The organism is Clostridium sp. AM54-37XD (assembly GCF_003478225.1).
In the GTDB taxonomy this organism is placed as follows: Bacteria; Bacillota; Clostridia; order Lachnospirales; family Lachnospiraceae; genus Coprococcus; species Coprococcus ammoniilyticus.
On the sequence record NZ_QUEV01000013.1, the window covers coordinates 1 to 24294 of the forward strand.

A 24294-nucleotide genomic window follows, 5' to 3' on the forward strand; every position below is an offset into this window, starting at 1 on the left:
ATTTGATTAAGGATAGACGATACCGCATATCTTGTGTTATAGTAGCCATAGCAGAGAACTCCTTTTTTGTTTTTTTGTTGTGGTGACTAAAATATAACACAAAAGAAGCTTCTCTGCTTTTTTTATATTCAGTTGTAACACATGTATTGTAATCCTACAAAAATCTTTAAGGGAAGGTAAAAACTTCCTTGACATATACAGGCTGCTCAGCTAAAATTTTTATGGGTAAACGCTTTAGTGTGGAAAAACATAAAAGCGAAAAAGCAAAGCCAAGATCAGACATGAGGATAGTCACATATGAGACAGAAGAAGATTCATTACATCTATAACGATGCAATGGAATGTATGGATTTTGATGAAAGAAAAAAGCTTCAGGGAGAGAGACTGAGAGCTACCGTAGAGTTGGAATATAATAATGTTCCGGCTTACAGAAAGAGAATGGATGAAGCCGGAGTAAAACCGGAAGATATTAATGGAATTGAAGATATCGTAAAGCTTCCATTTACGCAGAAAACCGATTTGAGAGATAATTTCCCATATGGACTATTTGCTGCAGATCTTAAAGATATTGTACGTATTCAGGGTTCTTCAGGAACAACCGGAAAGCCGATCGTATCAGGATATACGGAAAATGATATTAAGGTATGGACAGAGATGGTTGCCAGAGCACTGACTGCTGCAGGCGGTACAAAGGATGATATCATTCAGGTTGCTTATGGTTATGGTTTATTTACCGGCGGACTGGGGGCACATCAGGGTGCAACAGAGATTGGGGCTACAGTAATTCCAATGTCATCCGGTAATACACAGAGACAGATTATAATGATGAAAGAGCTTGGTGCTACGATGCTCTGCTGTACACCGTCTTATGCAACATATCTGGCAGAAACCATCCATGAAATGGGAATCAAGCCGGAAGAATTAAAACTGAAATCCGGTTGTTTTGGTGCAGAGCCATGGACAGAGGAAATGAGACAGCATCTGGAAGATCTGCTTGATATTGATGCACTCGATATCTATGGACTTACGGAGATTGGTGGTCCCGGTGTTGCATTTGAATGCATGGAAAAGCATGGTATGCATATCAATGAAGATCATGTGCTTGCAGAGATCATCGATCCGGTAACAGAAGAACCGCTTCCGGATGATACACCGGGTGAACTGGTATTTACTACACTGACCAAGACAGGTGCGCCTATGATCCGTTACAGAACGCATGATATCTGTACTTTACATCACGGAACATGTGCTTGTGGAAGAACAACAGTTAAGATGAGCCGTATCACAGGACGTACCGATGATATGCTTGTTGTTCGTGGCGTCAATGTATTCCCAAGTCAGATTGAAGCTGTACTGATGGGTGTGAAAGAAGCATCTGCACATTATATGCTGGTAGTTGATCGTGTGAATTCACAGGATAAGCTTACTGTTCAGGTGGAATTAAAGGATGATGTTGATATAAACGATGCGGATAAGCTTGAGAAGCTGGTTGCATATATCAAGACACAGATCAAGCAGACTCTGCTGATCAGTGCCAAGGTAGAACTGCTTCCGCCGAAGTCTATTGCTCGTTCCGAGGGCAAGGCAAAGCGTATTACCGATAACCGAAACACCGGCTTCTAAACGAATGTGGCGGCATCCACGATAAATTTTATATCTTGAATATTATTTACACTATAAATGACTCGCGGGGATTTCTATTCGCTGCACATGTCGGATTCGTAAATACTCCTGTGCCAACTCGCCTTTGGCTCAGACAGGCACCCGTATTTACTGACAATGTGCAACTCATAACGAAATCCTTGCGAATGTCATGTTATAGCGCAAATAATATCCTGAGATATTAAAATTTATTGTGGGTGCCTTTTTGTATAGTGCGTTACGGTAAGTACGATTAATTGTGTAGAACATTTCCCCGGTTTTTATATATCGTCAGAAGCCGGATGTGTTCGGTTGTCAGATTATTGTGGCAGAGAAGACTTGCAGATAGCTTCGGTTGTGCCTATAATATAGACTATGAGATGAAACAGGCAATTGCAGAAAGCATAGTATATTCTACAATGCCTGTTTTGAACAGACAACCAGGAGGCAGACAGATATGAAAGCGGAATATATGCTCCGGATCAGATATTTTCTGGCACATAATAAAATAAGGGTGGTACTATGTCAGCTTGCTTTTCTACTGGTTTCGTCGTTTATTCTGGTTCCGGTTGTATTTCGTGGATTCTATCTGGCGATCAAATTGTCCGGATACAGTTCGATCACGAAAGAGAACTTTCTGGATGTCCTGATTAAGCCGGGATCTATTATTTATATATTGCTTCTTATTGTGCTGCTCATGGTGTTTATGTTGTTGAACCTTACGATGTATATTGTATTGTTTGATGCATCACTCCGGCACAGCAGACATGGCTTGATTGAATATCTGGTACAGGTCGAGAAGCATTTCTTCCGTTTCTTTGGGAAAAGGAAAATTGTGCGTATTTTCTACATGCTTCCATTTGCGTTTGCAGTATACATGCCACCGTTCCTGATGGCGTTAAATAATAATACGGTCACAAAATACCTGTTGAAATTGTGTATTCGGGGAACCGGAAAGAAAGCATTTTGGATCGGATTTGCAGTGATCTATCTGATCTGTATCTGGGTTATGTCCGTAAAGATTCCATATATCCGGTTGCTGATCCTTGGAAATGTCGATGCATCGAAAGCAAAAGAGCAGACCCGGCTGACACGGCGGGAAAGATTTCATCATTTTATGTTCCAGATGTTATGGGAATTGTTTATTGCTTTATTCTGTGCGGTATTATATGCAGTATTTATTCTGGTAAGTGTTCTTGTTATCAAGGCGAAATCTGATGGCGACAATGTTCTGATACTGTTTTATGAAGTGTATAATCGTATAAACATCGTTGTCGGAGGGTTGCTGCTTTTTATCTGTGGTATGTTCAACATTTCTGCAGCATTACAGCTCGCACGACCAAAGATGCTTATGTATTATGTAGATAATGCTGATCTTAACAAGCAGACCCATTATGTACTGGTCAGTATGGTTGCTGTTGCCTGTGTATTGGCAATATATCTGAATGTCAGATTTTTGTCTGCAGGTACGACACCGACATACGCTTCCCTTGGAGCAACGTTGATCACCGCACACAGAGGTTCCAGCAGTGAAGCTCCGGAGAATACGATCCCTGCGTTTGAAAAGGCAATCGAAGAAGGGGCAGATTATGTGGAGATGGATGTCCGGCTGACTTCAGATGGGGAACTTGTGCTGATGCATGACCCATCAACCGAGCGGACGACAGGCGTTGATAAGCTGGTATGTGATACTACTTATGAGGAACTGCAGCAATTGGATGCCGGAGCAGAATTTTCAGATGAATATGCCGGAACAAAGATTCCGACCTTACAGGAAGCAATCGATACCTGTAAAGGCAAGGTCATGATGAACATAGAACTGAAAACGGTCCGGAATGACGGAGAACTGGAAGCAAAGGTTGCGCAGGTGCTCAAAGAGAATAACATGGAAGAACAATGTATTGTCACATCCTTTAAGCAACGGTCTCTTGTACGGATCAAGAAAGATGATCCGGATATCGTGACGGGCTATATATACAGCTTCGGATACAGCAACCGGACAAATTATGAAGCAATGGATGTGTTAAGCATTGATGCCAGATACCTGACCAGGCAGGTGGTAACCGGAGCACATAAAAAAGGTATTATGGTCTGCGCATGGACGGTAAATACCAGCAGCGAGATGCGTCGCATGATGGCAATTGGCGTGGATAATATCATCACGGACCGCGTGCCGCTTGCAAAGAGAACCTTAAAGCATAAGGACAGTAATGCCGTATCAGATATGGTAAAATATATATTTGAGCAGTAAAAAAATTATCAATACTATGGAAATTGAGAAAAGAATGTGCTATAACAGAAACTATGAATATTATTTTTTTGCGAAATAGAAACTGAAAGGATGAATAGTTATGGAGAAGAAAAATATTGACTGGTCAAGTATCGGTTTTGGTTATATCAAAACGGATAAAAGATATGTATCAAATTATAAGAATGGTGCATGGGATGAGGGAACATTAACAGATGATGCAAACATTGTATTAAGTGAGTGTGCAGGTGTTCTTCAGTATGCCCAGACAGTATTTGAAGGATTAAAGGCATATACAACAGAAGATGGCAGAATCGTATGTTTCCGTCCTGATCTGAACGCAAGCAGAATGGCAGATTCAGCAAAGAGACTTGAGATGCCTGCATTCCCGGAAGATAGATTTGTAAAGGCAGTAGAAGAGACAGTAAGAGCAAATGCTGCTTATGTTCCACCTTATGGTTCAGGTGCAACTCTTTACATCAGACCATATATGTTTGGTTCAAATCCTGTAATCGGTGTTAAACCGGCAGATGAGTATCAGTTCAGAATGTTCTGTACACCAGTAGGTCCTTACTTTAAGGGTGGTGCAAAGCCAATTACGATCAAGGTTTCAGATTTTGACCGCGCAGCACCTCATGGAACAGGCCATATCAAGGCCGGTTTGAACTATGCAATGAGCCTTCATGCAATTGTTACAGCTCATCAGGAAGGTTATGATGAGAACATGTACTTAGATGCAGCAACCAGAACAAAGGTAGAAGAGACAGGTGGAGCAAACTTCATCTTCGTAACAAAGGATGGAACAGTTGTAACCCCTAAGTCAAACAGTATCCTTCCATCAATCACAAGACGTTCACTTATGGTAGTTGCTGAGAAGTACCTCGGACTGAAAGTAGAGCACAGAGAAGTATACTTCGATGAGGTAAAAGATTTTGCAGAGTGTGGTCTGTGTGGTACAGCAGCCGTTATCTCACCAGTAGGTAAGATTGTTGATCATGGCAAAGAGATCTGCTTCCCAAGTGGAATGGAGAAGATGGGACCGGTTATCCAGAAGCTCTATGATACATTAACAGGTATCCAGATGGGCAGGATCGAAGCTCCGGAAGGATGGATCAAAGAGATCAAAGTAGACTAATTATTAGAATAGTTTCTATAAAGAAAGAAAAAAGATATGGCGTAAATTCCTCTGGTGGGATTTGCGTCATATCTTTTTTTAGGCATTTCCATGAAAATCCAGAAGCTCACGAACGTCTACCTCAAGCGCATCTGCAATATTAAACAGCAGATCCAGCGAAACGGATCGAACGATGTTAGGGGCTTCGACGGCGCCCAGATGTTGTCTTGAAATGTCCAGTTTTTCTGCAAGCTGTTCCTGGGTATAGCCCTTATGTTTGCGATAATACGAAATATTATACCCCAGTTCTATATATCGTTTATCATTATGAGTCGCTTCAGCGTGTTTGCTCATATAATCACCTCAACTATGTATTTTATGTAAATTTTTATAAAATATAAATTAGACGTAATATTACATATGATATTAGTTATACGACATATGCCATTTGAAAATATCCGGTTTCCGTTTTCAGGTTAATTATTAAGTCGGATAAAGACGGAAATTTACATAAATATTAAGTTTGTAATTAGCCATATGGTACAAAAATGCCCTTAAAAACAACAAAATGCGTATACTTTATGTGCATCTAGACGAAAATGACCTGGAAATTGTTTTTATTATTGATATTTAAAATACGACAATGTATACTTCTATATTGTGAATTGTCACAAAATAAATAACAAAGAAAAAAGGATGCCATAAGGGATGGTATCCGGAAAATGAACTGTAAAAAAGAAGGAAGGAACAGTTCAGAATGAAGAATGGAGGTAAACTATGAAAAAGGATTTTTTCAAACGTGGAACAGCATTGGCGCTAAGTGCTGCAATGGCGATTAGTTTATTGCCGGTCATAAGCCCACTTTCAAAAGTTGACGCTGCGACAACTGAAACCGAAAAAACGATTACAGGCCTTGGTATAGCTGGAATTGGGAATCCATATGGATCTCATAATGGTGACAAGTTGAGTACAACAGATTCCTGGAAGGGAAGTTATGTGTACTATGGTAAGTATGATGGGGAACCGATCAAGTATCGTGTATTAGATACAGAAAGCCGGTATTCATTTTCTACTGGTGCTTCCAGTATGCTGCTTCAGACAGACAAAGTGGTTGGACCGCAGGTATACTCCTATACTTTTGCAGGTAAGACGACATCTACAGAGCAATATTCCTATGCTGACAGTTCATTAGTTAAATGGATGAATGAAACCGGTTATAAAAAAATGACCTGTTCCATTACAAATAAAGAGATGCCTTATTTTTTAAATGGATTTTCTTCAGTTGAATTGAATGGAATCCTGGCAAGTACAAAAGCATCAAAAAACAGCAGTGATGGCGGCTTAAATTCTGCTGTAGGCGGTTCTGAATATATATATACACCGTTAAATAAGGACAAGGTGTTTGCGCTTGATGTTTCCGAATACAGAAATACACATTATGGATATCCTGATACAGCAAACAAGGCAAAGCAGAGAGAACAGGATGTAAATAAAACACTGTATGGATATTTTATAAGATCTACTGCTAAGAATACCGGACGCGCAGGTGCAGTGGGTGTTCAGGTAAAAGATGGTGTTGAGCTTTGCTTCCAGGGACCACTGGCATCTACACCGGCATTTAACTTGAATAAAAATAATGTATTATTTACATCACTGGTATCCGGTACAGCCGGTCAATATGGAGCAGCATATAAGTTTACAATACTGGATCCGTCAATGGAGCTTTCTGTAGGAGGTTCTGTTGATCGAACCGGTAATGTTGTAACAGTGCCATATTCCGTGGCAGGAGATACGGGAAATCAGATATCATATCTGGTAACAGACAAAGCATATAACGCATCAGGTGTAAAAGTGCTTGCATATGGAAAAGCAGCAACAGCATCTATGGCAGGCGATGTAAGATTAAATCTTGCATCTATAGCAGCGAAGATTGGAAATAGCTGTACCGTTGATCGTTTAGTAAACAATTATAAAATTTATCTGGTTGTTGAAACAATAAGAAAGGATATAGCATCGACATCTGATATTGATGAGAGCCTGTTTACAGATTATGCAAGTAAGCCTGTTCAGGTATCTATTCCAAAAGCGGAAAATGAACCAGATGTAGATCCAGACGGTCCGATCATTGATCCGGATCCAAAGCCAGATCCAACAGAAAAATGGAAAGGAAATTATGTCTGGTTTGGTTCTTATAAGGGCGAACCATTAAAGTTCCGTGTACTTGATACAGATTCCGGAGCAGATTTTAATACTGGCAACAGTTATCTGCTTGAATATGATTCAACCATTAACCACAAATATAATAGTGAAGATACAAATAATAATGTATTTAAGAATGAATGGATGAATGATGACAGTACCGGTTTCCTGGAGACATTTACATCGGTAGAAAAGAGCACAATTGCATCCAGTACAAAGACAGGCGTATCTGCAACAGATGGTGCAGGACTTGCCGGTAAATTATCAGATAAAACACAGTTGAAGGATACCAAGGTTTTTGCATTGAGTGTGGGAGAGGCTACGAATACCAGCTATGGATATCCGGATACGATCCAGGCTTCTATGCAGAGAGTAAAGGGAACCGGTTATAATTTAAGAAGTACTTATACTCCGCCTAATTATCATATAGTGGGAAGTTATGTTACATCAGATGGACAATTGGACAATGTATACGATTTTCAATGTAGAACATCACCGGCTATGAACATCAACAAGGATGCAGTTCTGTTTACGAATCTTGTAGCAGGCAAGGCTGGAACTTATGGTGCAGAATATAAGCTGACACTTTTAGATGATGGAATGACAACAGCAGTTACAGAGACTCCTTCCATGTCCGGTAATGTGGTTACAATTCCGTATAAGATCAGTGGAACCAATAAGAAGAGTGTAAATCAGCTTTCATATCTTGTAACAGATAAGAATTATAATGCAAAGAATGCAAATATCTTGGCATATGGAAAGCTGGAGGATGTAGCAGCAGCTACATTGTCAGGCACAACAAAACTTAATCTTGCAGCAGTTGTTAACAAGATTGGCAAGGCTGGAATAACAACAGAAAATATTTTTGACAAATATAAAGTTTATATTGTTGCAGAAAAAATCAATGTGGATGATCTTACAACGGTGGGTATTGATGAAGGTTTATACACAAATTATGCAAGTGAGCCGACATCTGTTTCAAAGCCTGTTAATACATCCGATGAAAATCTGAAACGTGTAGAAACACCGACCGTAACAGTGTCATCGGACAAGAAGACATTTACTCTTGCTACAAAGACAGCAGGTGCAACCATTTATTACACAACAGATGGAAGTGATCCAGGCAGCAAGAATGGAACCAAGTATACAGGAGCATTGTCAGTTAAGGATAATGTAGGAAAGAAGATTACCATGATCGCTGTAAAATCTGGAATGAAGGACAGCTATATTGCGTACTTCACAGTGAAGGAGCAGCTGGATCCACCAGTGATCGTAATCAAACAGGTTGATAAGCCAACTGCAAAACTGACAGATGATAAGAGTGCAGTAATCCTTTCTACAACTACAGAGGGTGCAGATATCTATTATACAACAGACGGAACAACTCCAAGCAAGACACACGGTAAGAAATATATAGGACCATTTTCTGTACTAGGAGCAGATGGTAAGCAGATTAAAACAGTAAAGGCGGTTGGTGTTAAGGCTAACATGAAAGACAGTGATGTTCGGGAATATGCGGTAGAATCATTGGAGCCTGGCAAACCATTTGGAGGGGATGAAGCTCAGGTTGGTAAGCCATCCGTTAAGGTTTCCGATGATGGCACATCACTGATCATCACAGCAGATCCGAAGGATGCAGATATTTACTATACAACAGATGGATCAACACCAAGCAAGAAGAACGGAACCAAATATACAGGGTCAATTCCTGCAACAGATAAGAATGGAAAGACGATTGATACGATTAAGGTTATTGGTGTAAAAGATAACATGAAGGACAGTGATATTGCAACTGTCAAGGTAGCAGATCTGAAGACCCAGAAGCCAACGATCGCAGCAAGCAGTGACAAAAAGACAATTACTGTTTCAGCAGTAAAGGGTGCAACGATCTACTACACAACAGATGGAAGCACACCAAGCAAGAAGAATGGCAAGAAGTATACAGGCCCGATTGATGCAGCTTCTGTTGCCGGTAAGACAATTAAGGCAATTGCATCTCTTCCGGGTAAGTTAAACAGTGATGTGGTATCAGCAGAAGTAAGCAAACTGATTCCGTCTACACCTGTAAATCCTGTTAAGGAACAGGTTGCAGCACCAACAGGAACACGTTCTAAGGATAACAATACATTTACCCTTGCAACAAAGACAGCAGGTGCAACGATCTACTATACAACAAATGGAAGTTACCCAACAACCAAGTATGGTACAAAGTATACAAAGCCACTTACAATTAAGAAGAATTCCACAACTACGATCACAGCGATCGCAGTTAAGAATGGTATGGAAGACAGTGATGCAGTACAGTTTGTTGTAATCCGTCTTTCAGATGGAAAAGTAACCGTTAGTAAAGAAGAAGTAACACAGCCGGGACCAAAGCCAGGTACAAAAGAAGCCGATAAGTGGATTTCAAGCGACAAGGTAGACAAGTATACCAAGGGACAGCTTACAGGCAGAGCTTCTGCTACAACAAGCAAGGTGACCTTACGTTGGGAACGTCTGAAAGAGGCTGATGGATACATCATCTACGGTAACTATTGCAATAAGAAGAATAAGATTTACAAATATAAGAAGATCAAGACTGTTTCTGCAAGTAAGTTAAAGGGTAAGAAGAACATTAGCTATACACTTACAAAGCTTGCAGGCGGTAAGAAGTTCAAGAAGAATACATTCTATAAATTTAAGGTTATTGCTTATAAGAATGTAAGAAATTCCAAGACTGGAAAGATAGAAAAGAGAATGATCGGCAAGTCCTTCCAGTTACATACAATAACTGCAACAAAGAAATACAAGTACAACAACCCGATCGGTGTTACTGTAAAGAACACAAAGGGTAAGACGGTTTCAAAGGTTACAGTTAAAAAGCGCAAATCCGTTTATCTTGATGCAACAGTCAAGATGGCTAAGAATAAGAAACTGAAAGTTCACTGTGAGAAGGTTCGTTGGATCTCAACAAATAGCAAGATCGCAACTGTTTCACAGGGAGGCAGAATCAAGGGTAAGAAGAAAGGTACATGTTATGTATATGCACTTGCTCAGAATGGTGCCCGTAAGAAACTGAAGATTACAGTAAAATAAAGCCCCAATATATTATGTATTAAATATACAAGGAGACTCGTCTGTCCAAGTTGGCAGACGGGTCTTTTTTTATTCATTTTTTATGGGAATTTAATTGACTTTTATATAGGTAGTGATAGAATACCTCTACATGCGAAAATTATAGAGAGGTGAAAGTATGCAGATAATTAAGAATTTGAAGCCATATTGGAAATCGGTTCTGATCATTGTTCTGTTATTGATCGTTCAGGCATATTGTGATCTGGCATTGCCGGATTATACGTCGAAGCTGATCGATACCGGTATCCAGAATTACGGCATTGATCATTGCAGTCCGTTGCAGATTCCGGAAAAAGCGTATACCATTATTAAAGGGTTTATGGATGAAGATGATGTGACGGTGTGGGAAAAGTATTATGAGCAGTCGGATGATGGCATATACCATATGACAGATGACGGCAAGGATCATATAGATGAGATCGATCAGGCGTGTATGGAGCCGATGATGATGTATTATTATCCATATACGATGGTGGATTCGGATGAAGATAATCAGTTAAAGCAGATGCTTGCAGCAAGCGGTATGACATTGGACGAGCTGCCGCCTGAGATGTGGAGTCAGATGGGAACGCAGATGAAGCAGATGATCGATTCCATGCGTGACAGTATGGGGGATGATATGATGATGTCATCTGCCATTACCTGTACAAGAACCTGTTATGACAGTATGGATTATAATTATAAGGATATCCAGATGTCCTATCTGAAACGTGTCGGTGTAGAGATGATTCTTATGACATTGTTAATGGTTGCATCGGCGATACTTACCGGTCTGGTAGCCGCAAGAGTAGCTGCAGGTGTGGGCTGTGATCTGCGAGAAAGCATTTTCAAACGGGTTATTTCATTCTCGGATGCAGAGATCAACCGGTTCTCGACTGCATCCCTGATCACGCGTTCGACAAATGACGTTCAACAGATCCAGATGGTTACGGTTATGCTGCTCCGTATGGTTTTATATGCACCGGTTCTGGCAGTTGGCGGTATCATAAAGGTTGTAGAGAGCGGCGCCAGCATGGGATGGGTGATCGTAGTTGCGGTAGCAGGCATCCTGGTTGTTCTCGGAGTGTTAATGGCGATTGCACTTCCAAAGTTCAAGATCATGCAGGATCTGGTTGACCGTGTTAATCTTGTGTCCAGAGAGATCCTGACCGGTATTCCGGTTATCCGGGCATTTGGCAGAGAGAAGTTCGAAGAAGAACGTTTTGATAAGGCGAATAAGGATCTGACAAAGACATCATTATTTGTAAACCGTGTAATGACATTTATGATGCCGGTTCTGATGTTTATTATGTATGCGGTTACGATCCTGATCGAGTGGGTTGCGGCTCACAGAATCGATTCGGGTGAGCTTCAGGTTGGATCCATGACAGCGTTTATTACTTATACGATGATGATCATTATGTCCTTCTTAATGATCGGTATGTTATCCGTTATGCTTCCAAGGGCAGGCGTGGCAGCAGACCGAATCAAGGAAGTTATTGATACAGAGAGTACGATCTGTGACAAGCCGGATTGTAAGAAGTTAGAAGCTGTAAAGGGTGTTGTCCGTTACGAACATGTAAGCTTCGCATATCCGGGAGCGGATGAAGATGTTCTGACAGATCTTGATTTTGAAGCAAGACCGGGCGAGACGACAGCGATCATAGGAAGTACCGGCTGTGGTAAATCTTCCCTGGTGCAGCTTATGCCAAGATTCTATGATGTCACAGGTGGTAAGATCACGATCGACGGAACGGATATCCGGGATGTATCAATTGAGAGTCTTCGGGAGAATATCGGTTATGTGCCGCAGAAGGGTGTGCTGTTCTCCGGCACGATCGCATCTAATATCCGGTTTGGTGCAGAGGATGCAAGCGATGAACAGATGAAGAAAGCGGCAGCGATAGCACAGGCAACAGATTTCATCGAGGAAAAGGATAAACAGTATGACAGCAGCATTTCGCAGGGTGGTACAAATGTTTCCGGCGGTCAGAAGCAGAGACTGGCGATTGCCAGAGCAGTAGCCCGGAATGCAAAGATCTATATATTTGATGACAGCTTCTCCGCTCTTGATTTCAAGACGGATGTAGCAGTCAGAAAAGCACTTCGTGAAGACATGACAGACAGTACGGTATTTATCGTTGCCCAGCGTGTCAGCACGATCTTGCATGCAGACCAGATACTGGTACTGGATGAGGGAAAGATCGTAGGCAAGGGTACACACAAAGAACTGATGGAGAATTGTCCGGTATATGAACAGATCGCCCGTTCGCAGTTATCTGAAAAAGAGATTGCGGCGAGCATAGCGTAAGAACTCAGGAAAGGAAGGCAACAGACATGGAAGAAAACAGACCAAGACGTGGTGGACGACATATGGGACCTCCTGGAATGGGAGGCGGCGAGAAAGCAAAGGATTTTAAAGGAACCATATCGAAGCTGGTTCGTTATTCAAGAAAATATCTGCCGGCAGTGATCGTGGTCATGGTCATTGCGGTGTTCAGTACAGTATTCAATGTTGTCTGCCCGAAGGTACTTGGTAAGGCAACGACAGCGTTATCAGAAGGCATTATGCGGAAGATAAATGGAATCGGCGGAATCGATTTCACCTATATCGGTAAGATTCTCCTGTTCTGTCTGGGACTGTATCTGTTAAGTGTATTATTTAACTTTACACAGGGTATCATCATGACAGGTGTGACCCAGAAGTTATGTTATAAGATGCGTAAGGATGTATCTGAGAAGATCAACCGTATGCCACTTAAGTATTTTGAATCCAGAACCTATGGTGAGGTATTATCCCGTATTACAAATGATATTGATACGATGGGAAACGGATTAAATCAGAGTATCACACAGCTTATTACTTCGGTATCGACTGTTATCGGTGTATTTATCATGATGCTTACGATCAGCCCGCTTATGACGATGATCGCAATTATTATCCTGCCGATCAGTGTGGCATTAATGGGTATTATCATTAAGAAGTCACAGCGTTTCTTCAAACAGCAGCAGGAGTATGTCGGACATATCAATGGACAGGTTGAAGAAGTTTATGGCGGGCATACGGTAATCAAAGCATTTAACAAAGAGGAAACAACCTTAAAGGAATTCCATGAGACAAATGAAGTCTTATACAAATCCGCATGGAAAGCCCAGTTCTTTTCCGGTCTGATGCAGCCGGTTATGATGTTTGTCGGCAACCTCGGATATGTAGGCGTAGCTATTTCGGGTGCGGCGCTTGCCATTCGTGGCACGATCACGATCGGTGATATTCAGGCATTTATCCAGTATGTAAAGAATTTTACACAGCCGATCCAGCAGGTAGCACAGGTTACAAATATGATGCAGCAGATGGCAGCAGCGGCGGAACGTGTATTTGAACTGTTAGAGGAAGAAGAGGAGGTTCAGGTTGTTGAGCATCCTGCTTCTGTCGAGGATATAAAGGGTGAAGTAGATTTCCGTCATGTAAAGTTCGGATACGATCCTGAGAAGATCATTATTCATGATTTCAGTGTTCATGTTGATCCGGGCAAACAGGTAGCGATCGTTGGTCCGACCGGAGCAGGTAAGACCACTATGGTTAAGCTGCTGATGCGGTTCTATGATGTAAATGAAGGAGCCATCCTGTTAGATGGTCACAATGTTAAAGAATATAATCGAAGAGAGCTTCGTGATGCTCTCGGTATGGTTCTTCAGGAAACATGGCTGTTTAAGGGGACGATCATGGAGAATATTCGTTATGGAAGACTGGATGCGACGGATGAGGAAGTAATTGCGGCAGCAAAGGCAGCTCATGCACATCGATTTATCTCGGCACTTCCGGGTGGTTATCAGATGGAGTTAAATGAAGAAGTGACGAATATTTCACAGGGACAGAAACAGCTTCTTACGATTGCAAGAGCAATCCTTGCAAATAATCCGGTTCTGATCCTGGATGAAGCGACCTCTTCCGTTGATACCAGAACAGAACACAGCATTCAGCGTGCAATGGATAATCTGATGAAGGGCAGAACAAGCTTTGTTATTGCGCACCGATTATCAACGATCAAAAATGCAGATATCATCCTGGTCATGAAGGATGGCGATATCATTGAACAGGGTAACCATGAGGAACTGATGGCACAGAACGGATTTTATGCAGAGCTATATAATTCACAGTTTGAACAGGTATCTTAGTGCAGTATATAAGATATAAAAACAGAATATGAACAAGTACAGAACAGTCCTGTTTTTCTTTACAGGACTGTTATTTATAATATGACAAATAATATTTTTTTATGTGATACTATGTCGAAATTGTATAAAATGCACAGAAAATAACGCGGTGTAAACTTTTTTTAGTCATTTTTATATACTTTTCTGCTTAATTATGCTAAACTGAAAAAGGATTTTGTATTTTAGAGGGGAGCATATATGGAGCGCAGAAAAATTGGAGTTATTATCGCACAGGCAGAAGAGAATTCACAGAGTCTGTTTATGAAAGGATTAATGGAGGAGGCATATGTCTATGGATATGATATATGTGTATTTTCCATGTACTTAAGATTTCAGGATACGCTGTATAGACAGATTGGGGATTCGAATATTTATAATCTGATTCAATGGGATGCATTTGATGCGATCATTGTTCTTCCGGATACCATTCAGGCAACTGATATAGCAACCCGGTTAGAAGACAAAATTCACGAGGTATTCTCAGGGGTTGTTCTTTTCGTAGATAAGGATAGTCGTTATTTCCCGACTGTAAAGATAAATCATTATAAACCATATAAGAAATTGATCGATCATTTGATCGAGGTTCATCATTATTCCGATATTATGTTTTTAGACGGGTGGAAGAATCATGTTCATTCCATACAGAGAGAACAGGCATATAGAGACAGTCTGACGGAGCATGGAATTCCGGTTGATCCGAATAATATTTATTATGGCAATTACTGGTATGATTCCGGCAAAGAGGTTGTGAAGCTGATATTGGATTCCAGAGAGAAACTTCCGGAGGCGATCGCATGTGCAAATGACTGTATGGCGATCGGGGTAGCGGCGGAATTATTCAGTAATCATATTCATGTACCGGAGCAGGTAGCAGTGATCGGTTACGATTCTACCGAAGAAGGGAAAAACCTGAAATGCAAGTTAACATCCGCTGATATTCCGGCCAGAGAATGCGGCAGATATTGTGCGAAATATATCCATGCATCCTTTGAGAAAGAACCGATACCGGAATTTGAATCAGAATCCGTGATCTTTCAGGGGACAAGCTGCGGATGCGAAGGGAAAATGCAGCCGGAAAAATATTTTGATGAAAAAGAGAATTTCTGGAATACGGATCATGCGAAGACGGGATACTCTTCTTATTATAACAAGTTTATGGAGGATTTGTTATCTGAACGGGATCACAGAGGTTTTTTCAATACGATATTTCAGCATGTATATCAGGTGCGGCCATTCCATTCGCTTAGTATATGCATGAATGATTACTGGAATTCATCGGAGGTTATGACCAGTGAGGATGCGTTGCGCTCTAACGGCTATACGGATAAGATATATCGTATCATAAAATGTGGACCGAGTGAACACACAGACAATCGTATCAGCTTTGATGATATATTTGAAATGAAAGAGATGATACCGGAACTATCTGAGCAAAGAGAATATCCGGAGACATTTTTCTTTACACCATTGTATTTTGATAACCGAAGCTTTGGTTATGCAGTTATTGGTTTTACAGATATAGAAGCACAGTTTACAGAGGTTTACAGAAACTGGTTAAAGAGTATTATGCAGAGTATGGAAGCATTTTATCGTCAGAATGGTCTGCGGGAGTTGCTGCGCCAGATGGAAGCAACACAGATTCGTGATGCAATGACCGGTTTGTATAATTATAAGGGCTTCTTACAGAAGGGAAATGAACTTTGCGAGAATGCGACATTTGATGGTAAATCAATAGCAGTGATCGCGATTGATATTAATAAATTAAAGGATATCAATGCAGGCTATGGAAGAAAAGCAGGGGATGCTGCTATTTTGAAATTGGCACAGCTGATATCGGAAAGTCAGGATGATGATGCTATATGTGCCCGTATCAGTAATGATGAATTCGTTGTTGCGTTCCCGGTTGAAGCATCCGATGAAACATGTGGAGAGGCGTTTATCAAACGTCTGTCGGATAAGATAAAACAGTATAATGAATTGCGTAAAGAGGCATATGAGCTTGAAATCTGCACGGGTATCCGCTGCGATATGATCTCCGGTTCGGAAGCCCTGGATCATCTGATCAATGAAACTATCAATGTGAAGAATAATAAGAAAGCCATAGAGCAGGGAAAAGAGGAAAGGGCAGGTGTTCTGACGGATAAACAGAAAGCGGATGACCATCTGATGGAATTTATTCTGGATAATAACCGGTTTGTTTATCATTTCCAACCAATTATCAATGCCAGAACAGGAGATGTTTATGCATATGAGGCCCTGATGCGTGCGGACACAGAGCGTAGGATTTCGCCGCTTGATATGTTGGAAAGTGCAGATCGTCTGAATCGTTTATATGATATAGAAAAAGCGACATTTTTTAATGTGGTTGATTACATAGAGGAACACTATCAGGATTTTGAGGGTAAGAAAGTATTTATTAACAGTATTCCGGGGTATCAGCTGACAGGTAAGGATAAGAAGAAATTAACAGAGATTATGGAACAGCACGCAGGAGAGCTTGTTGTTGAATTTACAGAAGAAACAGAGATGGGGGATGATCAGTTAAAGGAGCTGAAGAACTCCTTTGCAAAGATGAATATTGAGACTGCTATTGATGATTACGGTTCCGGTTATTCCAATGTAAATAATCTGCTTCGGTATATGCCTCGGTTTGTAAAAATCGATCGTATGCTCATGACAGATATACACAAAGATATCCAGAAACAGCATTTTGTAAAGGATATTATAGAATTTGCGCATGATAATGATATTCTGACGCTGGCAGAGGGAATTGAATTGACGCAGGAACTGAGGGAGGTTATTAAGCTGGGCGTTGATCTGATTCAGGGCTATTATACATCAAGGCCGCAGCCGTATGTTGTGCGTTCAATCGATGAGCGTGTGATGAATGAAATTGTTCAATATAATCAGAGCCTGAATGCCAGACTGTATAAGAAAGAATATGAGACGGATTATAATGATACGGTTTCCATGGTTCAGCTTGCCGCTAATAAATATACAAGCATTAAGGTTAAGAAAGCACGGGGAATCAATAAAAAGATCATAATCAAAGGTTCTGTCGGCTTCCAGCCGAATATACTGATGTCTGTAGAAGATGGATTCCGTGGTACCATCATACTTGAGAATGTCAGTCTTGCGGGAGAACGCGGAATTCCGTGTATTGATATCGGTAAGAAATGTAATGTAAATCTTCAGATTGCCGGAGAAAACGAACTACGTACAGGAGGTATCAGAGTTCCGGATAGTTCAGTGCTTACGGTTGTAGGAGACGGTAATCTGACGATCAATCTGAATTCGGGAAAATACTTTGGCATTGGTAATTCATTGGATGAGTATCATGGCGAACTCAACTTCTATCAGGATGGTGGAATCATCATTAATGCAAATGGTATGAAGGGCATTGGTATTGGTTCCGGACTTGGCGGTGTTATCAATATCAAACGCGGGCATTATGAGTTTGATATGAAAGGTCAGGAAGGAACCTGTATCGGATCTGTAAATGGTGATTCCGAATTGTTTATAGAATACTGCGACATGGATATTTATTCCGGTATATCAAACGGTACGATCATTGGATCTGTAAATGGTGATGCAGATATTAAGCTTGAGAATATATCGGCAAAGCTTCAGGGAGCAGGTAATATCATAACCGGTATCGGAACGATTGCCGGTAACAGCTGTATGGTTCGTCTGGAAAATGTAAATATCTCGTCGAATATCCGTGCAAAGGAATGTTATGGCATCGGATGCCGTGCAGGAAGAACGAATATCTATATCGGATATGCGGCAGTTAAAAGCGTGGTACAGGGCAAGGCGGCGGTTGCCTTTGGTAATTCGATCATGTCTGCCAAGCTGTACTGTTCCAATGCTGATGTTGGGACGAATGCCGTTACAGAGTTTCATTCGGATATCGGAGCACTTGAAAAGAATATACAACTGGAGAACGGTCGTGCAGAGTTTATCCTGAATGGACAGGAGGTCAAACGTCAGATTCTCGCAGCAAGATTATAAATAATTCCCGGCAGACTATTTCTGACAGATGGAATTGCCCCACGACAAATGACGAATTAAGATTTCGTTGTAGGCAGTTCCATTTGTCAGGAAATGTTTGCCGGGACTTTTTGAATTATAAAAAGGCTGTTCGTAGGTGACGGTGTTGGAATAAAAAAACAGGTTTGCTTTTTTGAAGCAAACCTGTTTCAGTTTACGTGCATGAGAGGATTCGAACCCCCGACACCTTGGTCCGTAGCCAAGTGCTCTATCCAGCTGAGCTACATACACACGTTGTTCAACAACAGATAGTATTCTATACCAGTTCTATAAATTTGTCAAACAAAATCTAAGATTTTCTTAAAAATTTTCTGTATTTTTTTCAAGACACAATTTGATCTGTGGCTGAGCACCATCTCCGTAGATCATATTTTTAATCTCCTGCATTTCGAGGTCTGTCTGAGAGATAACATCAGCACAATGTTTTAAGCGACCGGAGATAAGTTCGGGATCGGCGACATCCTTTTTATAACGGAGCTGGTGGTCAAGACTTGCCCAGAAGTCCATCGCGATGGTACGGATCTGAACTTCTACCCGCATATTTCTCGTATGGTCGGCAAAGAAGACAGGAACTTCTATGATCAGATGAAGACTACGGTAACCATTTGGCTTTGGATGGCTGATATAGTCTTTTGCTTCAATCAGAGTAATGTCATTCTGACTGATGAGCTTCTCTGCAACGGCGTAGATGTCATCGATAAAGGAGCAGATAACACGAAGCCCCGCAACATCATTCAAATTATATACGATATTTTCTACGGATACCTGACATCCTCTTGACGACAGCTTTGTTGCGATGCTGACCGGTTTCTTGATGCGCGATTGGATAAATTCAATCGGATTTCGGTTATAGCGGACGCTGAAATCTGTATTTAATACATCCAGCTTGGTCTGAACTTCCTTGATCGCACAGGAGTACATCATCATAAGCTCCTCAAATCGTTTCATGTCTTCTATAAAAGGATTCTGTTCCGGATATAGAAGAGCGTCAATATAGCTTCTGTATATATTTGTATTTGTATTATTATCTTTAGCAGACATATTCATAATCTCCGTTTCTGTTTTAGGCAATCTTTATTTTATCAATTTGCATGAATAAACAAAATAATATTATCCATATTATTCTACTACATTTTAAAGGTAGAGTATACTATAAAAACGTGATAAAATGAGCATTGCGATGGATGTGCTTGCACAAGCCGGCATAATGCGAAAAAAACATGGACCGACAGGTGACATGATAAAATGAGCATTGCAACGGATGTGCTTGCACATGCCGGCATAATGCGAGAAAGAAGTGAATTATATGAGATATTTGGATCGGCTGATTGCATCAGAGGTTCTTCCGAATGCTTATAAAGAGTGGCGGGGATACCGACAGAAGCTGACAGACTTTATAGAAGAAAATTGTGTGGCCGAAGGAGGGTGTAAGCCTGTTCTTGCTATATGGGGAGCAGGACGGTCAAATGACATCGATCTGGCAAGACTTACAGAGAGATTTAAGCTGGTTTTGATCGACCGGGATGCAGAGGGACTTGCACAGGCGTGTAAGACCTATGGATTGGAGGCAACAGATGCTATTTGCGTGGATCTTCCATTCTGGAATGTGGAGCTGGAGACTTATGAAATGTTTGAAGCATTGCTTGCAGAGGGGGAAGAAGCAGAGATCGTGATCGAGCATTTGAAACAGGTTGCATTTGACAACAGCCACAGGGTATTGCCGGATATCGGACGAAGGTTTGACTACAGCGTCTGCATAGGACTTCACAGCCAGTTGAATGCGAGATTTGCAGGTCTGTTATATATGTATCGGGAGAATTATGACGAGGAAGAATTGCAGATGATCGAGAATGCGATCCGGGCATTAAACGAAGCCGCGGTTACCCGGACAAATGATGTCATCTATATGCTGACGGAGAAGTTAATGGTGTTCGGGTTAGAATGGGCAGTTGTAAATGAATCCGCTATGGATCAGTGGGAGAATCTTGTCCCTGAAGAAATTGAAGGAGCATTGCAGCTTCGTCATGACATCGGAATGCATAAGGATTTTGATATCCGGATTGAAGCGGAGCGGCGGTTGTTCTGGCCATTTGCATGGAAGGAGCGAAAGAAGGGGTATGTGATGGAATTGCTGGCAGTACAGCCTCTTGAATAATAGAGAATTGGGTCTATACGAAGCCGGACAGAATATTAGCAAATTGAAGTGGAATGAACAGTAATAGAAAATCGGAAAAATTCCATAAAAAACAGGGGTAAAAACGTATAGCGGTTATAGGGAGAGACAAATGACAGACAGAGAATTTGGAAAATATATGTCTGCGATCGCACAGGGAGACAGGGAGAGCCTTCGGGCAGTGTATGACGAATATCTGAAGCTGATCTTTGCGGTGGTCTATGATACGATCCGGCAGAGAGAGGAAGCGGAGGATGTGACATCGGAGTTCTTCATCAAGCTTTATCGGATCGCAGACAGTTATAAGAAGGGAACCGGTCATAAGAGATGGCTTGTGACAATCGCAAAGAATATGGCGATCGATCGGATACGCAAGATCGATCGTGAAATGCTGGTGGATGAAATGCCGGAGCGAAACGAAGGAAAGACGATGGAGAGTCAGATAGTGGAGAACCTGACATTGAAGCAGGCAGTTGCCACGTTAAAGCCGGAGGAGCAGGAGATTCTGGATCTGAAGGTAGTCGGAGGATTTACATTTAAAGAGATCGCGGACATGAAAGGGCGACCGATCGGAACGATCACATGGATCTATAATCAGGCAATACAAAAATTAAGGAGGTGCAGGCTGTGAGAGATGAACAGAATAAGAACAGACAGACGGAAGAAGACAGACTCATAGAAGCTTATCTGAACCGGATCGATGCAGAAGCACCGGATCTGTGGGATCGGATCAATGCAGAACTTGACAGTGAAGCGAAGGATGCAGAAGAAAGACAAAAGAAAACCTCAAAGGTAAAATATGTAATTCCGGTTCTTGCGATCGCAGCGGTTCTTCTGGCCGCAGTGATCGCGACACCGTTGCTGTCTGATTCTAAGCGACATTCGAAAGAAATAAATGCAGGCAGGACAACGGATGTTTCAAATGATGGGCTGGATGCAGCAGAGAATTCAAATATATCCGATCGGGCGGAAGATTATGTGGATGAAACAGCGGATTCCATACCGGAGACAGTACAGAATGAAACTGCCAACAGACCGACACAGAATACAACAGAAGCTATACTGATGAATGGAGCCGGTGGGGATTCGTCCGATGTTCAGGCGGAAGCAGACCATACAAAGAGTCAGACAGATGCACAGGAAAATGCGGGATGTACAGATCTTCAGGTGTCGGAATCAGCTGATATGGATGCATGGCAGGAAATGAGTAATATAGCAGTTACACTTCAGATCACAGAGATTGTAACAGCAGAGCCGGATGCGGTACAAAAATATGCCGCAAAACTCTTGCAGGTATCTGATGCATCCGGGGAATTAATAACCGGTCAGGACATCGTATTGCAGCCGGAAGAAGCAGAGACATTTTCAGTAGGGGAAGAAGTAACAGGTACACTTCTCCGATATGATTCTGAACGACAGGCATGGATCTTAAACAGACAGTAGTTGATCTGTAAGAAAAAAATCCATAAAAAGAGGATACCCATCCGTATCTTAGTCATAAATAGAACAGATAGCTGTAAAATTTCGTTTTTACATTCGACAATTGCTAACGTCAGAGGTGATCAGAGCAGAAATTATGCAGCTATCGGATAGTGACTAAGATAAGGAGGGTATTTTTTATGAGAAAAATCAGACGGATGGTAAGTGTGGTTATAATCTCCTGCATGATGGCGGGCTGCCTTGCAGGCTGCGGAAGTGGGAGAGAAACAGGAGGCACGCATGGAGAACGACAGGGAACGGAAAGCCGGTCGGGTACGGAGCGGGAGAGCATCGCAGAAAGATACAGACAGAAAGCCATAAAAGAGGAATTTGAAGAAAATATAGCGGAATCCGGACAGTCACAGCAAAATATGGCTGTGCCGGAATGTATAGAAGAAGAGGCTTGTGATAGTGTGGTTTCGGCTGCCGATACATATAACTCGGTAATGGATAGTGCATCAAATTCTGAATATGTAAAAATCGGATATGGAGAATCCGGTTATGATACCAGAGAGTATGACTATCAGGAAGAACATCGGTTTGTGTCTACTAAAGATTCACCGCTTTCAACATTTGCGGCAGACTGTGATACAGCATCCTACAGCAATATCAGAAGTTATATCGAAGAAGGAACGCTGCCGCCGACAGGAGCAGTCCGGGTCGAAGAAATGATCAATTATTTTGATTATGACTATGTATCAGACCCGGAGGCTGGGAAGAAGTTTGCAGTATATACGGAATATGCGGATTGTCCATGGAATAAAGATACAAAGCTGATGATGGTAGGACTGAATACGGCCGCGATCGATATGAGTGAGAAGAAAGCATCCAATCTGGTATTCCTGATCGATACATCCGGTTCTATGTATGAGGAAAATAAACTGCCGCTGGCACAGAAAGCATTTAAGATGCTGGCGGAGAATCTGGATGAAAATGACAGGATCAGTATTGTTACATATGCGGGTTCAGATACGATTGTTTTAAATGGCGTGGCAGGTTCGGAGGCCTATACGATATGCGAGGCACTGGATTCGCTGGAAGCATCCGGCAGCACAAATGGAAGTGCGGGACTGATCACGGCATATGAGATCGCAGAGCAGCAGTTTATAAAAGACGGAAATAATCGGGTGATCCTTGCGACGGACGGGGATCTGAATGTCGGGCTGACAAGCGAGAGTGATCTGGTAGGATTGATCACTGAGGAGAAGGACAGCGGTATATTCTTGAGTGTTCTGGGATTTGGCTCTGATAATCTGAAAGATAACAAGTTAGAAGCATTGGCAGATCACGGAAACGGTAATTACTCGTATCTGGATTCAGTCTATGAAGCAAAGAAGGTTCTGGTTGATGAAATGGGTGGAACCTTATATACGGTTGCAAAGGATGTCAAATTACAGATTGAATTCAATCCGGAGCAGGTGAAAGGTTATCGGCAGATCGGATATGAGAACCGGACGCTTTCTGCAGAAGATTTTGCAGATGATATGGTGGATGGCGGCGAGGTCGGAGCCGGTCATGTGGTGACTGCACTCTATGAGGTGGTTCCAGTCGATTCGGAATTTGACGTGCCGGAGACAGAGACAAAATATACATCGAAAAAGCAGAGTACAGATTATTCCGGCGAACTGGCAACCGTGAATATCCGTTACAAAGAGCCGGATGGAGATAAGAGCACACTGGAAACAGCCGTTATAAAGGCAGAAAGCGGTCAAAAGGGAATGTCTCATGACCTGAGCTTTGCATCGGCGGTTGCGGCATATGGAATGCTGCTTACGGACAGCACATATAAAGGAACAGCGACGTATAAGATGGCGGAAGAACTTGCGGAAGCAGGAATCACGGTTGAGATAAATGAAAGGGACATGGCTCAGGCAAGCAACGATCAGTTATACCGGAGCCAATTCCTTGAACTGGTGCGGAAGACGGAGAAGTTATCTCAACGTGAACCTGAGGCACAGATGTGGCAGTGCGATTAACAGACGGCTGGTTATTTATACTCGAAATTCATAATAAATATAAGCCGTAAAAGGTGTATTTTTTCTCTGATATATGCTTTTTTATTTTTAAACGTATAGAAGCACT

At 41.7% G+C, this 24294-nt stretch carries 12 protein-coding genes, 1 tRNA gene and 1 pseudogene; 11 read left to right on the forward strand and 3 right to left on the reverse strand.

What is annotated here, in order from left to right; all coding sequences use genetic code 11:
- The first annotated feature begins 297 nt into the window (after positions 1-297).
- The 3 genes from DXA07_RS11245 to DXA07_RS11255 all read left to right on the forward strand — a co-directional run bounded on the left by DXA07_RS11245 (position 298) and on the right by DXA07_RS11255 (position 5024).
- A complete protein-coding gene (locus DXA07_RS11245) occupies positions 298-1623 on the forward strand; it encodes a phenylacetate--CoA ligase (protein WP_118484664.1) in 1326 nt (441 codons plus the stop codon).
- Between the two features lie 475 nt (positions 1624-2098).
- Positions 2099-3892 (forward strand): glycerophosphodiester phosphodiesterase family protein, encoded by a 1794-nt coding sequence (locus DXA07_RS11250; protein ID WP_118484666.1) that lies wholly within the window; start codon positions 2099-2101, stop codon positions 3890-3892.
- Positions 3893-3992: 100 nt separating this feature from the next.
- Positions 3993-5024 carry a branched-chain amino acid aminotransferase gene (locus DXA07_RS11255; RefSeq protein WP_117808716.1) on the forward strand — a complete coding sequence of 344 codons (1032 nt, stop codon included), beginning with the start codon at positions 3993-3995 and terminating at the stop codon, positions 5022-5024.
- A 78-nt stretch (positions 5025-5102) separates the two neighbouring features.
- Here the strand turns inward: DXA07_RS11255 and DXA07_RS11260 are convergent, their stop codons facing one another.
- Positions 5103-5357, reverse strand: a complete 255-nt coding sequence (locus DXA07_RS11260) for a helix-turn-helix transcriptional regulator (RefSeq protein ID WP_117808715.1) — start codon at positions 5355-5357, stop codon at positions 5103-5105.
- Between the two features lie 423 nt (positions 5358-5780).
- Here DXA07_RS11260 and DXA07_RS11265 point away from each other — a divergent pair, with 423 nt between their 5' ends.
- From DXA07_RS11265 to DXA07_RS11280, 4 genes and pseudogenes are all read left to right on the forward strand, one after another.
- Positions 5781-10277: a chitobiase/beta-hexosaminidase C-terminal domain-containing protein gene (locus tag DXA07_RS11265; protein ID WP_118484668.1), complete on the forward strand. Its 4497-nt coding sequence runs from the start codon at positions 5781-5783 to the stop codon at positions 10275-10277.
- A gap of 157 nt (positions 10278-10434) precedes the next feature.
- Positions 10435-12594, forward strand: a pseudogene (locus DXA07_RS11270) (ABC transporter ATP-binding protein); the annotation flags it as partial.
- Between the two features lie 38 nt (positions 12595-12632).
- Positions 12633-14471: an ABC transporter ATP-binding protein gene (locus tag DXA07_RS11275; protein ID WP_117808713.1), complete on the forward strand. Its 1839-nt coding sequence runs from the start codon at positions 12633-12635 to the stop codon at positions 14469-14471.
- A gap of 237 nt (positions 14472-14708) precedes the next feature.
- The gene (locus DXA07_RS11280) at positions 14709-18521 is read left to right on the forward strand and encodes an EAL domain-containing protein (RefSeq protein ID WP_118484670.1); all 3813 of its coding nucleotides are present in this window, start codon (positions 14709-14711) and stop codon (positions 18519-18521) included.
- A gap of 196 nt (positions 18522-18717) precedes the next feature.
- On the opposite strand, the gene DXA07_RS11285 is transcribed toward DXA07_RS11280, so the two are convergent.
- Together DXA07_RS11285 and DXA07_RS11290 are read right to left on the reverse strand one after the other, a co-directional pair.
- Positions 18718-18791 (reverse strand) — tRNA-Arg (locus DXA07_RS11285).
- 69 nt (positions 18792-18860) lie between these two features.
- The gene (locus DXA07_RS11290; RefSeq protein WP_330584342.1) at positions 18861-19601 is read right to left on the reverse strand and encodes a GTP pyrophosphokinase family protein; all 741 of its coding nucleotides are present in this window, start codon (positions 19599-19601) and stop codon (positions 18861-18863) included.
- 265 nt (positions 19602-19866) lie between these two features.
- Between DXA07_RS11290 and DXA07_RS11295 the strand changes: the two genes are divergently transcribed.
- The 4 genes from DXA07_RS11295 (at position 19867) to DXA07_RS11310 (ending at position 24188) form a co-directional block, all read left to right on the forward strand.
- Entirely contained in the window at positions 19867-20715 is an 849-nt protein-coding gene (locus DXA07_RS11295) for a hypothetical protein (RefSeq protein WP_118484672.1), read from the forward strand.
- A 130-nt stretch (positions 20716-20845) separates the two neighbouring features.
- Complete coding sequence (locus tag DXA07_RS11300) at positions 20846-21364, forward strand: sigma-70 family RNA polymerase sigma factor (RefSeq protein WP_117808709.1); 519 nt, start codon at positions 20846-20848, stop codon at positions 21362-21364.
- Entirely contained in the window at positions 21361-22176 is an 816-nt protein-coding gene (locus tag DXA07_RS11305; RefSeq protein WP_118484674.1) for a hypothetical protein, read from the forward strand. The genes DXA07_RS11300 and DXA07_RS11305 overlap by 4 nt, the downstream gene beginning before the upstream one ends.
- Before the next feature lie 176 nt (positions 22177-22352).
- Positions 22353-24188, forward strand: coding sequence for a VWA domain-containing protein (locus DXA07_RS11310; protein WP_243013964.1), 1836 nt, complete (start codon positions 22353-22355; stop codon positions 24186-24188).
- The last annotated feature ends 106 nt before the right edge of the window (positions 24189-24294 follow it).